This is a genomic window from Streptomyces sp. CNT360, assembly GCF_000424785.1.
This window is the reverse complement of the sequence record NZ_AUKO01000012.1, coordinates 130,901-144,158: the sequence shown is the minus strand read 5'-3', so window position 1 is coordinate 144,158 and position 13,258 is coordinate 130,901. Positions and strand designations below refer to the sequence as shown.

At 72.1% G+C, this 13,258-nt stretch carries 14 protein-coding genes; 3 read left to right on the top strand and 11 right to left on the bottom strand.

Annotation, left to right across the window (positions count from 1 at the left end):
- Positions 1-173 precede the first annotated feature (173 nt).
- Genes H297_RS0113675 through H297_RS41560 form a run of 3 tightly spaced genes read left to right on the top strand, consistent with a single transcriptional unit; the run spans position 174 to position 2,220 of the window.
- Positions 174-1,391: an ROK family transcriptional regulator gene (locus H297_RS0113675; RefSeq protein ID WP_027737517.1), complete on the top strand. Its 1,218-nt coding sequence runs from the start codon at positions 174-176 to the stop codon at positions 1,389-1,391.
- 59 nt (positions 1,392-1,450) lie between these two features.
- Entirely contained in the window at positions 1,451-1,969 is a 519-nt protein-coding gene (locus tag H297_RS0113670) for a histidine kinase (protein WP_027737516.1), read from the top strand.
- Between the two features lie 26 nt (positions 1,970-1,995).
- Positions 1,996-2,220 (top strand): LuxR C-terminal-related transcriptional regulator, encoded by a 225-nt coding sequence (locus H297_RS41560; protein ID WP_027737515.1) that lies wholly within the window; start codon positions 1,996-1,998, stop codon positions 2,218-2,220.
- Between the two features lie 272 nt (positions 2,221-2,492).
- On the opposite strand, the gene H297_RS0113660 is transcribed toward H297_RS41560, so the two are convergent.
- From H297_RS0113660 to H297_RS0113610, 11 genes are all read right to left on the bottom strand, one after another.
- Complete coding sequence (locus H297_RS0113660; RefSeq protein ID WP_486589505.1) at positions 2,493-3,155, bottom strand: hypothetical protein; 663 nt, start codon at positions 3,153-3,155, stop codon at positions 2,493-2,495.
- Positions 3,152-4,243, bottom strand: coding sequence for an ROK family glucokinase (locus H297_RS0113655; protein ID WP_051351832.1), 1,092 nt, complete (start codon positions 4,241-4,243; stop codon positions 3,152-3,154). Before H297_RS0113655 ends, H297_RS0113660 begins: the two co-directional genes overlap by 4 nt.
- A gap of 214 nt (positions 4,244-4,457) precedes the next feature.
- The gene (locus tag H297_RS0113650) at positions 4,458-5,258 is read right to left on the bottom strand and encodes an ATP-binding cassette domain-containing protein (RefSeq protein ID WP_027737512.1); all 801 of its coding nucleotides are present in this window, start codon (positions 5,256-5,258) and stop codon (positions 4,458-4,460) included.
- Complete coding sequence (locus tag H297_RS36220; protein WP_486589519.1) at positions 5,255-6,232, bottom strand: ABC transporter permease; 978 nt, start codon at positions 6,230-6,232, stop codon at positions 5,255-5,257. Before H297_RS36220 ends, H297_RS0113650 begins: the two co-directional genes overlap by 4 nt.
- A gap of 140 nt (positions 6,233-6,372) precedes the next feature.
- The gene (locus H297_RS0113640; RefSeq protein WP_051351831.1) at positions 6,373-7,338 is read right to left on the bottom strand and encodes a sugar ABC transporter substrate-binding protein; all 966 of its coding nucleotides are present in this window, start codon (positions 7,336-7,338) and stop codon (positions 6,373-6,375) included.
- A 354-nt stretch (positions 7,339-7,692) separates the two neighbouring features.
- Positions 7,693-8,430, bottom strand: coding sequence for a GntR family transcriptional regulator (locus H297_RS0113635; RefSeq protein WP_027737510.1), 738 nt, complete (start codon positions 8,428-8,430; stop codon positions 7,693-7,695).
- Positions 8,431-8,560: 130 nt separating this feature from the next.
- The gene (locus tag H297_RS0113630) at positions 8,561-9,055 is read right to left on the bottom strand and encodes a GNAT family N-acetyltransferase (protein ID WP_027737509.1); all 495 of its coding nucleotides are present in this window, start codon (positions 9,053-9,055) and stop codon (positions 8,561-8,563) included.
- Between the two features lie 134 nt (positions 9,056-9,189).
- On the bottom strand, positions 9,190-10,422 hold the full coding sequence (locus H297_RS0113625) for a cytochrome P450 (RefSeq protein WP_051351810.1): 1,233 nt from the start codon (positions 10,420-10,422) through the stop codon (positions 9,190-9,192).
- A 220-nt stretch (positions 10,423-10,642) separates the two neighbouring features.
- Positions 10,643-11,296, bottom strand: a complete 654-nt coding sequence (locus H297_RS0113620; RefSeq protein WP_027737507.1) for a bifunctional 4-hydroxy-2-oxoglutarate aldolase/2-dehydro-3-deoxy-phosphogluconate aldolase — start codon at positions 11,294-11,296, stop codon at positions 10,643-10,645.
- Positions 11,297-11,517: 221 nt separating this feature from the next.
- On the bottom strand, positions 11,518-12,486 hold the full coding sequence (locus tag H297_RS0113615; protein ID WP_027737506.1) for a sugar kinase: 969 nt from the start codon (positions 12,484-12,486) through the stop codon (positions 11,518-11,520).
- 205 nt (positions 12,487-12,691) lie between these two features.
- Positions 12,692-13,120, bottom strand: a complete 429-nt coding sequence (locus H297_RS0113610; RefSeq protein WP_027737505.1) for a ribonuclease domain-containing protein — start codon at positions 13,118-13,120, stop codon at positions 12,692-12,694.
- Positions 13,121-13,258 lie beyond the last annotated feature (138 nt).

The following is a 13,258-nucleotide window of genomic DNA, read 5'->3' as shown; positions in this document are numbered from 1 at the left end:
CTATGGACCGAACTCGTGCGCCGTCAAGAGATGACGGCAAGTCCAGTAGCGTGTGCAGCACCTGGCCGGGACGAAGCGGTGAGGCGCGGATCGCCGATCCGCTTGGAGAATTGCCGCGGGAGGCCGCGGAGACCACAGGGCCGAGGGACTCCGAGGCGAGCAGGGAGATGCGCATGCGGCGAGGCAGCAACCAGCTCCGGCTGGCGGACTACAACCAGGCGGTGGTGCTGGAGGTGGTCCGCAGGTCGCGCGGAGTGAGCCGAGCCGACCTGCAACGCGAGACCGGTCTGAGCAGCCAGACCATCACCAACATCACGCGTCGGCTGATCGACGACCATCTGGTCCGCGAAAGCGCGCCGGGCGGCAGTACGCGCGGCCGGCCGAGCATACCGCTGGTCATCGAACCGGACGGGGCCTACTCCGTCGGCGTGCACATCGACCCCGCGCGGCTGACCGCCGTCCTCCTCGATCTGGACGGCGAGGTCCGGCTGGCACGCCAGGAACGTACGCCGCAGGCCACGAACCCGTCCGAGGTGACCGCCCTCATCGCCGACACCGTCGACGGCCTGATCACCGAGGCCGGCCTCGACCGCACCCGGGTGCTCGGCCTGGGCATCGCCGCTCCGGGGCCGCTCGACGTCGAGGCCGGACTGCTGCTCGATCCGCCCCAGCTGCCCAACTGGCGCAACGTGCGACTGCGTGCCGACCTCCACGAAGCCACCGGACTGCCCGTCCTCCTCGACAAGGACGTCACGGCCGCCGCCACGGCGGAACTCCGCTCTTCACCGAAGGCGTCGAACACCTTCGTCTTTCTCTACCTGGGCTCCGGTGTCGGCGCCTCGGTCGTGCTGGACAACCAGGTCGTCCGTGGCACGACGAACAACATCGGCGAGATCGGTGACCTGGTCGTCGACCCCGACGCCGAACGGCTGGAGTGGAACGGCCGGCGCGGAGGTCTGGCCGCCGCCTGCGTACCCGAGGCGCTCGTTCTGCAGGCCGCCCGCGTGGGCCTGCTGCCACTCCCCAACCTCAGCGACTACGTCGCCATCGACGACGCCTGCTCCTCGCTGTGCGCCCTCGCCTCCGCGGGAGACGGCGGCGCCTCCCGCATCCTCGACCAGGCGGCACGCCGTGTGGCCGTCGGCCTCGGCGTGCTGGTCAACCTGCTGGACGTGCCGCAGGTGGTGATGGGCGGCCCGCTGTGGGACCGGCTCAGTCCGGCCTTCCTCCCCGTCGTCCCCGGCCTTGTCGAGCGCGAACTCGTGGTGGCCCGGGAGAAGGTCGAGGTACGGGGATCCGCCGTGGGTGACCAGGTGGCCGCCCAGGGCGCTGCCGAACTGGTGCTGGACCACTTCCTGGCACCCCGCGCGTCCGCGCTGATGGTGGGCTGACACCCCTCGGGAGGGCGGCTCGGCAGGGCGGGCGGCGGAACCTGGCCGTCGGCGCCGGTGTGGCCGCGCTGTGCGTCCTGCTGCCCGCGCTGTGCGGCATGCTGCTGGGCCGTCGCCGTCGGCTGACGGGGCTGCTGCGCGAACGCAACGCCTGCCTCGAACAAACCCGCTTCCTCACCGACGAGGCGGTCCGCATGGAGAAACGGGCGCGGATCGCCGCCGAGACGCACGACCTGCTCGGCCACCGCATCGGTCTCATCTCCGTGCCTTCCGGAGCCCTCCAGCTCGCCGCCGAACGACAGGCGCCACCGCTGGCCCCGCAGGCCGAGCTGCTCCACACCACGGCCGGAACGGCCATGGACGAACTGCGCGGCATCCTCGGCGTCCTGCGTCACCGGACCGCCGAGGACACCGGTGAGCGCGGGGCCCGCGAGGCTGTCTCCGCCCTGGTCGCGGACTCCCGGGACGCGGGCGCCGACGCCGAACTGCACTGTGACTGCGCGCTGTTGACGGACGCGGACGCCCGTACCCGGCAGGCCGTCCACCACGTCACACGCGAAGACCCACCAACGCGATGAAGCACGCATCCGGCACGCCAGTCCGGGTGACGTGCCACACCGCCGGACACCGCATCGCCGACCTGACACCGGCCGAACGGGACCTCCTGCGGCTGCTGGTCACCGGCCTCTCCAAGGCCGACATCGCCGCACAACTCCACCTGAGCTCCGGCACGGTCGAGGCGCACATCAGCAGCATCCTCACCCGCACCGACTGCGCCAACCGGGTCCAGGCCGCGGTGCCGGCCCAGGAAGCCGGGCTCCTCGACTGACACCCGGCCTGCCGCCGCAGCTGCCCAGTACGCCGTCCCTGGTGCCACACGGCTCACGCGCGCACGGCCCTTCACCGCCACGGTGTCGCGGCGACTCTCCGTTCCCGATTGGTACGTCGCCTCGTCGTCAACCTGTCCGTGCTCAAGAAGAGGCGCGCCGGGCCGGGCTCACGGCCTGGTGGCGACCGCCTCCCGCCCCGGGACGGCCGTGATCACACCGCCCGAGGCTTCCGGCGTTGCTCGACCGCGAGGTGGTTCGGGCGGTCGCGGGGTCAGAACTCGGTGGTGGAGACGACGTAGACGCGGGGCCGGGACGGGTAGGTCCGGTCCACGGTGATCGTCAGGTCCGGCTTGCTCCCGCGCTGCTTCAGGGTGGTGCCGGCGTAGTGGCTCTTCGGCTCGTCGAAGCGCCAGCCGACCGTGGTGGCCATCTTGTCGGGCACGGTCACGCGGCCCTTGTGCAGGGCGAGCGCGCCCGGGGACTGCGCCCCCTTGCCTCCGATGTCCGACAGGAACTCCTTGAGGCGCTTGGGGTTGGTGCGGAACTGCACCCACAGGGTGTTCTTCTCCCAGGCGTTCGCCTCGTAGAAGGCCACCCGGGTCGCGGACAGCGGTACGGGCACGTCGTAGACCCGCTGACTGACCTTGGGGGGCCGGTTGTAGACGAGTCCGGCGGCGGAGGCCGCGCGCTCCTTGTCCTTGCCGCTGGCCCGGCTCTGGAACGCCGACTGCACCAGGTACCCGGCCGGCAGCGCGATCAGCAGCACGACGATCAGCAGCACGAAGAGACGGTGCCGCGGGAGGTGCGGGGGGCGCTGGCGGGGCCGGGACTCGGAGGGGCGGGGGCTCTCGTGCGGATGAGGCATGGCGCTCGGCGTCTCAGGCGTCGGGACGGGTGCGGTGGCGGTCTCGTCGCGCCGGGCCGTGGCGGTCACTGGCCCACCGCACGGCGCAGGTTGTCGGCCGCCCGTTCGTAGCGCTCGTAGCGCTCCAGGCGGCGGCGGTTGGCCCGGCGGAAGCGGCGGGCCACCAGCCGGGCGAGGTCCGCTGCTCCGACCATACCGGCCTCGGGCCCCAGCTGCGCCTTCACGATACGGGCCTCCGGCCGGTAGCCGCGGCCGGTCAACTGGCGGCGGAAGGCCTCCCGCGCCGGGTCGGTCAGCAGTTCGTCCGCGGCGCTGACGCCCCCGCCGACGACGAAGCAGGACGGATCCAGGGCTGCGGCGAGGTTGGCGAGACCGACCCCCAGCCAGGAGCCGACCTCGTGGAACAGCTCCGTACACATGGCGTCACCGGAGCGTGCCAGCTCCGTGATGAGCGGCCCCGTGATGTCGCCGACCTGGCCGCCGACCCTGTCGATGATGCCGTACGCCACGGGTGACTCGGCCGCCGCCAGCTCGCGGGCCTCCCGCACCAGCGCGTTGCCCGAGCTGTACTGCTCCCAGCACCCTCTGTTGCCGCACGGACAGCGGTGGCCGCCGGGCACCACCTGCATGTGGCCGAACTCGCCGGCCACCCCGTACTTGCCGCGCTTGACCCGGCCGTCCTCCAGGATCGCCCCGCCGATCCCGGTACCGAGCGTGATCATGACGAGGTGGTCCTCGCCCCGCCCTGCGCCGAAGCGCCACTCCCCCCAGGCCGCGGTGTTCGCGTCGTTGTCGACCATCACCGGGACGGCGAGACGGGCGGTGAGGGCGTCCTTGAGGGGCTCGTCGCGCCAGGCGAGGTGGGGCGCGAACAGCACCCGGGAGCGGTCCGCGTCGATCCAGCCCGCCGCGCCGATGCCGACGGCGTGCACGTCGTGCCGGTCGGAGAGGTCCAGCACCAGCTCGGCGATGGTGTCCTCGACGACCTTGGGGCTCTTGGACTTCTCCGGGGTCTCGGCCCGTACCTTCTCCAGGATCGTCCCGTCCGCGTCCACGACGCCCGCCATGACCTTGGTGCCGCCGATGTCGATGCCGACGGTCGGGACGCGCGGGGCCGACAGGTGCGAACGGCGCTCGCGCGTGCTGACAGTCCGCAGGACGCTGGCACTGGGCGCGTTTCTCCGCCGGTAGACCCTGTCCGCTCTGTCCGCTGCCCTGTCTGCCCTGTCTGCTCGCTGGAAGCTGTCCGCGTTCAAGAGTGGTCGTCTCTCTGGGAGGGGTCTTACGGGCGGGCCCGATTCTGCCAGGCACCCACCGTACGATGCCCGCTGCCGGGTACGCCCGGGTCCGCCGGCACGGATCCCGCCCCGCTCAGCGCTCCAGCTCGTGGCTGAGCTCCTCCAGCTCCGAGCCGCCCGCCATCTGGCGCACCAGTTCCTCCAGCTCCAGCTCGTCCCTCTCGTAGGCGCCGGCCATGGCGCCGCGCTTGAGCAGCACGAAGCGGTCACCGACCAGGTACGCGTGGTGCGGGTTGTGGGTGATGAGGACGACCCCCAGCCCGGCGTCCCGCGCGGCGGCCACGTACTTGAGGACGACGCCGCTCTGCTTGACGCCGAGCGCCGCCGTCGGCTCGTCCAGCACCAGCACCTTCGCGCCGAAGTGGACGGCGCGGGCGATGGCGACGGACTGCCGTTCCCCGCCGGACAGCGTCCCGATCGGCTGGTCGACGTCGCGCAGGTCGATGCCCATGCGCAGCAGTGCGCCGTGCGTGGTGCGGCGCATCCGGGCCACGTCCATGCGGCGGAGCGGGCCCCAGCCGACACTCGGCTCCGAGCCGAGGAAGAAGTTCCGCCACACGGGCATCAGGGGGACGACGGCCAGGTCCTGGTAGACCGTGGCGATACCGCGGTCCAGCGCCTCGCGCGGGGAGCCGAGGCGGGTCTCCTCGCCCTGGATGCGGAAGGTGCCGCCGTCGTGCTGGTGCAGTCCGGAGATGATCTTGATGAGGGTGGACTTGCCCGCGCCGTTGTCGCCGAGGACGCAGGTGATCTCGCCGGGGTGCACTCGGAGGGAGATGTCCTCCAGTGCCCGGATGTTGCCGTAGAACTTGGCCACGCCGGCCAGCTCGACGAGGGGGCCGCCGGCCACCGCTTCTTCCTTCGTCCCGCTCATCGGGTCACCTCCGCCCGCTTCCGGATCCACGCGTTCAGCAGGGTCGCGAGCAGCAACATCGCGCCGAGGAAGAACTTGAACCAGTCGGGGTTCCACTGCGCGTAGATGATGCCCTTGTTGGCCATGCCGAAGATGAAGGCACCCACGGCGGCGCCGATGGCCGATCCGTAACCACCGGTCAGCAGGCAGCCACCGATGACGGCCGCGGCAATGTAGATCAGCTCGTTGCCGACGCCCTCGCCGGACTGGACGGTGTCGTAGTTGAACAGCAGGTGCTGCCCGGAGATCCAGGCCGCGAAGGCCACCCCGAGATACAGGCCGATCTTGGTACGGGCCACCGGGACGCCGACCGCGCGGGCCGCGTCCACCCCGCCGCCGACGGCGAAGATCCAGTTGCCCGCGCTGGTGCGCAGCAGGATCCAGGTGGCGGCGGCCACCAGCAGCAGCCACCACAGCACGGTGATCTGGATGTGGACGCTGCCGAGCGTCAGCGTGGAGGCGAAGACGGCCCGTGCCGAGTCGAAGCCCTCCATGTCGCTGATGCTCTTGGTGGTGACCGTGCCGCTGATCAGCTTGGTCAGGCCCAGGTTGAGGCCCGTCAGCATCAGGAACGTGGCCAGCGTGATGATGAAGCTGGGCAGTTTCGTACGGGTGAGCATGAAGCCGTTGAAGAACCCGATGCCCAGCGTGACCAGCAGCGAGACGCCGACCCCGACCCAGGTGTTGGCCGTCATCTGGTAACTGAACATCGAGGAGACCAGCGCCGAGGAGGTCACCATCACCCCGGTCGACAGGTCGAACTCGCCGCCGATCATCAGCAGGGCCACCGGCACCGCCATGATCCCGATCGTCGACGAGAAGTAGAGCACCGTCGAGAGGCTGGAGGCCCGCAGGAAGCTGTCCGCGACGAAGGCGAAGAAGACGAACAGCGCGATCGCGCCCACCACGGCGCCCAGCTCGGGGCGGCGCAGCATCCGCACCGGCAGCGGGCGGTGCACCAGCCGCTCGTCGGCCCCGGCGGCCTCGGCCGGGGATTCCTGTGCCCGGCCGGTCCCGTCGGACGAGGGGCGCTTCGGCCCCTGCGGGTCGGGCTTGCCGGAGTCGGTGGTGACCGTCATCGGGTCCCCCGCTTCGTCAGCTCCTCCAGCTTGCCCGCGTCCTTCTTGGTGAGGATCTGCGGCCCGGTGAGCACCGGCTTGCCGCCCCCGAGCATGTCGGCGTTGTGGCGGTACAGCCACAGCAGGTCGACGGCCTCGTAGCCCTGCATGTAGGGCTGCTGGTCGACGGCGAAGCCGACGCTGCCGTCCTTGAGTCCGGCAGCCACCTTGTCGTTGAGGTCGAAGGTGTCGATCTCGGCGTCGCTGCCGGCGTCCTTCTTGGCCTCGGCGGCCGTGGGGGCGAACGGCGCCCCCAGCGTGACGACGGAGTCGACCTTCTTGTCGGACTGCAGCTTGGCTTCCACGGAGGACTGGACACCGGGCATGTTGGTGCCGTCCACGTACAGGTTCTCCACCTTGCCGTCGAAGGTCTTGCGGATCCCGTCGCAGCGCTGCTCGTGTCCGACGTTGCCCTGCTCGTGCAGGACGCAGAGTGCCTTCTTCCGGCCGCGCTCGGTGAGCTCGCGGCCGACGCTCTCACCGGCCAGGGTCTCGTCCTGGCCGATGTGGGTGAGCGCTCCGAACTTCTCCGAGACCTCCTGGCCCGAGTTGACCGTGATCACGGGTATGCCCGCCTTGACGGCCTTGTTGACCACACTCTTCATGGCGTCCGGCTTGGCGAGGGTGACGATCAGCCCGTCGACCTTCTTGTCGATCGCCGTCTGGACGAGCTGGGCCTGCCGGCCCGCTTCCTTGTCGTGCGAGTAGAGGAACTCGATGTTGTCCTTGGCGGCGGCCTGCTTGGCGCCGCTCTGCACGATGTCCCAGTAGGTGTCGCCGTCGCCGGAGTGCGTGACCATCGCGAACTTCCAGCGGGGCGTGGTGACGTTCGCCTTCCCGGAGGCCGCGTTCTCGCGTGCCTCCTCGGCCCGCTTGCCGCCGGTGCTGCTGCACCCGGCGAGCGACGCCGTCGCGACGATCATCGCCGCCGCCGTGGCGGCGGCCGCCCGCACGGACGGGCGCCCTCTGCGGGACCTGCCCGCGCGGGGCGTACGGGACCTGAGCCGGGACCTGAGCACGCTGGCCACCCTGTTCTGCTCTCTGACTTGCGGATCGGTTGGAGTGCGGACGCTGCCGGGAAACGTCCCGGATTTTCGCACAAGTATCCGTCACCACGACCGGTGCGTGACGGACGGGCCGGATGCCTGTTCGCCATGGCCGTGTTGTAGCGGTGTGCGCCGTGCCCGTCAATGGCCGGGCTCCGCGACCCGGCACCCCCGCAGCAGCCCGCCGGCCCGCCTCCGGCGCCGGGGCAGCACCCCTTCGGCGGGACCGGGTCAGGGGCGTACCAGGAGCTGGAACTCGAAGGCGTACCGGGAGGCGCGGTAGAGGTGGGAGCCGTACTCGACGGGGCGCCCGGTGTCGTCGTAGGCCGTACGCCGCATCGTCAGCAGCGGCGCGCCCTCGGCCTCGGCCAGCAGCTCCGCCTCCGCCGCGTCGGCGGCCCGGGCCCCGACGGCCTGCCGCGCGGAGTGCAGCGTCACCCCGGCCGCCCGCATCAGGCGGTACAGCCCCGTGCTCTCCAGCGCTTCCCGGTCCGGGGACAGCAGATCGGCCGGCAGGTGGTTGCACATGTAGGCCATCGGCTCCCCGTGGGTGAGCCGCAGCCGCTCCACCACCCGCACCTCGGTGCCCTCGGATACGGCCAGCGCGGCGGCGACCTCGGCCGTCGCCTCCGCCACGCTCTCCCGCAGCACCCGCGTGGCAGGCCGCTGCCCGGCCGCCTCCAGGTCGTCGTAGAGACTGCTCAGCTCCATGGGCCGCTTGACCTGGCTGTGGACCACCTGGGTGCCGATGCCCCGGCGCCGCACCAGCAGCCCCTTGTCCACCAGCGACTGGATGGCCTGGCGCACGGTGGGCCGGGAGAGGCCGAGGCGCTGGGCCAGCTCGATCTCGTTGCCCAGCAGGCTTCCGGGCGCCAGCTTGCCGCGCTCGATGGCGCTCTCCAGCTGCTGGGCGAGCTGGAAGTAGAGCGGGACGGGGCTCGCGCGGTCCACACCGAGTTGCAGGTCCACCGGATCGTTCTTGGGCACGGTGGGAGCGTAGTGGTCTTCCGGCGGGCCGGAAACCGCACATTCGATTGTCCGGTCGTCCTGACAATCTAGGGGACAGCAGTGGACGGAGCGGAGCCGGCGCGTCGGCGCCTCAGAGAGACTTGATCATGAAGACGCAGGCGTCGGCCACCCGGTGGGTCACGCCGGCCCCGTCGTCGTAGCTCCAGCAGTCCAGGTAGGGCGTGGACGGCTGGTAGCCCAGCCGCCGGTAGAGCCCGCTGGCCCTCGGGTTGTTCTTCTCCACGCCCAGCCCGATGGCCCCGCAGCCCCGCGCCCCGGCCAACTGCTCGGCCTCCCGGATGAGGGCCGCGCCCACCCCCTGCGAGCGCAGCGTCTCAGGCCATACCCCGAGCCCGCTCACCTCGGGGCACTCGGGGTGGACGGCTCGCACCTCCGGCGCCTGACACCCCTCCCAGCGCACTTCGCAGCTGCCCACCGGCCGCTCCGCGCGCCAGGCGACGAGAAAGGTGCCGCGGCCCTCGCGCTGCCGCGCGAACCGCACCCGGTGGTGCGAGGACGCACCCGGGGACGGCATGTGCCGGTCGAGCATCTCGACGTCTTCCTCACGGCATTGGCTGATCCGCATGCGCGTAGCCTACGCAGCCGGTCCAGACCACTGGGGGGTTCGTCACCGACCTCCCCGGATTCTTCCGAAGCCGGGACGGGCACCACGGGAAGAACATCAGCGGAGCGGCGAAGTCCGGTTCATCCGGCCCGGTGTCAGAGCCGCCAGCGCACCGGGAGGGTCGTGGGGCCGCGCATCAGCAGCCCCTCCCGCCAGCGCAGCGTGTCCGGGTCGGTGTCCAGCTCCAGTGCGCAGGTCCGCTCCAGCAGCATGCCCACCGCGATCCGCGCCTCCAGCCGGGCGAGCGGGGCGCCCAGGCAGAAGTGGATGCCGTGCCCGAAGGCGACGTGGCCGCGCGGCGCGCGGCGGATGTCGAAGGTGTCGCCGTCGGGGAAGCGCGCCGGGTCGCGGTCCGCGTCCGCGAGCACGGGCAGCACGAGTTGGCCGTCGCCCGGGATCGACGTGCCGTCGATCTCGACGGGCGCGGTGGTGAAGCGGTAGGTCGGGGTCTCCACCGGACCGTCCCAGCGGAGCATCTCCTCGACCGCGCCGTCCAGCAGGCTCGGGTCGGCGCGCAGCGCGGCGAGCTGGTCGGGGTGGCGCAGCAGGGCCAGAACGCCGCCGGAGATCAGGCCGACGGTCGTCTCGTACCCGGCGATCAGCAGCAGCCAGGCCATGCCCAGCAGTTCCTCGGGGGAGAGCCGGTCGCCGTCCTCGTCACTGGTGCGGATCAGGGCGCTGAGCAGGTCCTCGCCCGGCTCCTGGCGCAGGCGCTCCAGCAGCTCGGTGAGGTAGTCGGTCACGGCCCGGACGTGCGCCATCTTCTCCGCGTCGGGCGCGATGCCCAGCACGGCGTCGGACCAGGCGCGGAAGCGGGCGCGGTCCAGGAAGGGGACGCCGAGGAGTTCGCAGATCACGGAGATCGGCAGCGGGAAGGCCAGCGACTCCACGAGGTTGGCCCGGTTGTCGGGGGCGGCGAGCATCGAGTCCAGCAGCCCCGCGGTCAGCTCGCGGATACGGGGCTCCATCGCTGCGATCCGGCGCGGGGTGAACTCCCTGGCCACCAGCTTGCGCAGCCGCGTGTGGTCGGGCGGGTCCGTGATCAACATGTGCCGGCCGGTGGAGACGGAGTTGGTGCCGGCCTCCGGAGAGGCGTGCTCCCACTTCTTGGAGAGCCGGTCGTCGACGAGCGCGGCGCGCACCGCCTCGTGGCCGACCACCAGCCAGGCCACGGCGCCCTCGGGCATCCGGATCCGGTGCACCGCGCCGCGCTCGCGCAGCGCCGCGTAGACGGGGTAGGGGTCGCGCACGAAGCCGTGCCCCAGCGCCCCCAGATCGATGATGCCGTCCGCGTCCGGGCTCAGGTCCACCACGCTCAGGTCAGCCATGCGGTGATCGTACGAGCACAGAGCGGAAACGGACCGTGCGACGTCGGTATCCAGCCAGAGCAGGCGGACTCCGGAAGGCTTGCGGCCGGGGGCGGCCGGCCCGGCTCGCCCTCGGCCACCACCGGTCGGCCGCCGGGGCCCGGACAGCTTGCTTCGGGGTTCGCCGGCCCGCCGGGGCCGAAAGCTTCCGCGGGACCGACGGCCTGCGGTCGCCGGAGGGTCAGCGGCGGAAGCCGGCGCGCTGGTGGGCGGGGACCGCGGCCGTGAGGCGCTGGAGGAGGTCGGCGACGCGTTTGGCCACCGTGTCCCGGTCGCCGTCGGTCAGGGCGGAGCCCATGCCGCAGGCGACGGCTCCCGCGGCGATCCACTCCGGGGCCGTCTCGACGGTGACGCCGCCGGTCGGCAGCAGGGGGGCCTGCGGCAGCGCCGCTCGTACGTCCCGCAGCCAGCGGGGGCCGTAGGCCGAGGCGGGGAACAGTTTGAGTCCGTCGGCGCCCAGTTCCAGTGCGCGGACCATCTCGGTGGGGGTGGCGACGCCCGGGAAAACGGGCACGCCGTAGCGGTGGCCGGTGCGTATGACCTCCTCGTCGAGGCTCGGGGAGACGAGGAAGTGCGCGCCCGCGTCGACGGCGAGCCGCGCAGAGGCCCCGTCCAGGACGGTGCCCGCCCCGATGACGGTCTCCGCACCGGTCTCCCGGCGCAGCGTGCTGATCGCGTCGAACGCGTACGGCGTGGTCAGCGAGATCTCCATGCTGGACAGGCCCGCGCCGAGCAGGATGTCGGCCGTCGCGGTGGCCTTCTCGTAGCTGTCCGCGCGCACAATGGCGAAGACGCGCTGTTCCAGCGCTGCTCTGGTGATCTCCCAGCGGTACACGGCAGTTCGCCGCCTTCCTTGGTTCGTTCGTCCGGGTGCCGGGGCGGGGCGCCGGCGGGGTCGGCGAGGCCCGGAGGCCTGGCGGATGGTGCGGATACGGGATGGTGCGGGTGCGTGGGGGGAGAGACAGAAGGCGGGGGTTCTCGGGTAACGCGCGGACCGACGAAGTGGTGCCCGGCCGGACGGGGCCGCCTGCGGCGAGCGCCGGAAAGGGCGGTGGCTCAGCGGTCGACCGGGTCGCCACCGCGGGTGTACGTCTCCAGCGCCCGGTCGCGGGCCGCGGCCGTGGGCAGCCCGTCGGTGTCGCCGGGCGCCTGGACGACCAGCGCGGCCACGCAGGCCGCCTCGGCCAGCGCGCGCGGGTGGTCGAGCCCGCGCAGCCGGGCCGAGAGCCAGCCCGCGGCGAAGGCGTCCCCCGCACCCACCGGGTCGGCCACCGGAACGTCGAACGGCTCCTGTCGCCACCGGCCCTCGGCGGTGTGCGCGACGGCGCTGTGGTCGCGGTTCTTGACCACGACGGTGCCGGCACGGCCCAGCGTCAGCAGCGCCTTCGCCCCCTCCTCGGGTCCTGCCCCCAGCAGCAGTTCCAGCTCGTCCTCCCCCGCGAGGACGAGGTCGGCCTCGCGCAGCAGCGGACCGACGCGCCGTATCCACTCGTGCTGGGTGCCCAGCTTGCGGCGGACGTTCGGGTCGAAGGAGACGGCGGCGCCCGCCTGCCGGGCTCCCTCGATCAGGGCGTGGGTGGCCGCTTCGGCCTCCTCGGAGAGCATCGGGGTGATTCCGGTGACGTGCACCAGCCGCACCCCCGCCAGGGCCTCGGGGGTGATCTGGGCCGGGCTGAGGAGGGAGGCGGCGGAGCCGGTGCGGTAGTACTGGACGTCGATGGCGCGCTGGGGGTGGCTGTCACGCAGCAGCAGGCCGGTCGGCGACTCGGGGTCCATCTCCGCGCAGGAGACGTCCACTCCGTCCGCGCGCAGCTCGCGCAGCACCGCCTCCCCCGCGGGGTCGTCCCCGACCCGGCCGATCCACCGGGCCCAGTGGCCCAGCCGGGCCAGACCTGCCGCGACGTTCGACTCGGCGCCCGCGACGGAACGCCGGAAGTGCGCCGCACGTTCCAGCGGGAGGCCGGGTTCGGCGAGCATCAGCAACATGGCCTCACCGCACGTAACCACTTCCGGGCCGCTTCTCACCGGTAACTCCCCATATCTACCGCCGATGCATCACTCTCTGTGGAGAAACGTTACCCGCTTCTGGCGCCTTGGCCACCCCCGGGGTGCGGTGATGAGAGCCGAACGTTACACGCAAAGCGGCGGCCGCCGTCCCAATACGGGACAACGGCCGCCGCGGGAGCGGGGCGTGGGGGCCCTGCGCTCGGGGGTCGTGGTCTGTGCGGCCTCAGCAGGTGTAGTCGACCAGGTCGAAGGACTCGTAGTGGTCGGCGGTGTAGTAGTCCTCCTGGTCCTCCTCCCCGGTCACGATGCGACGGGCGCCGCGGTCGTCGGAACCCGGGGTCTCGACGGTGTACTCGTGGTAGTAGCCCTGGGACTGGTCCGGCAGGATGCCTTCCCGGTTGTCGAAGACGGTGCCGTCCTGCGGGTAGGGGTAGGGGCCGCCCTTGTCGATCAGATCGAGGGTGTCGTGGGCCTCGGCCGGGAGCTTGGACTCGCAGATGTCGCCGACGGCGGCGAGGTGCGCCGTGGCGGCCGCCGCCACGGGATGCGCCGGTGCGGCGCTCGCGGTGGCGAGGACGGGGCCGCCCGCGAACAGGGCGGCGGCGAGGGCGCCGACGGCGCCGATGCGGGTGAGGCGTGGGGGGAATCTCATGGCACCCATGGTGACGCGCGTAGATGGCGTGTCAATGCCAAGTGCCCGATTTTTGCGAGGGGTTCACCAAGGTTCACCCTCCCGAGGGGCGGCGCGCACGCCGGGCCGCGCGGGTGCCGAGGTGCCGGAGGGGCGCCC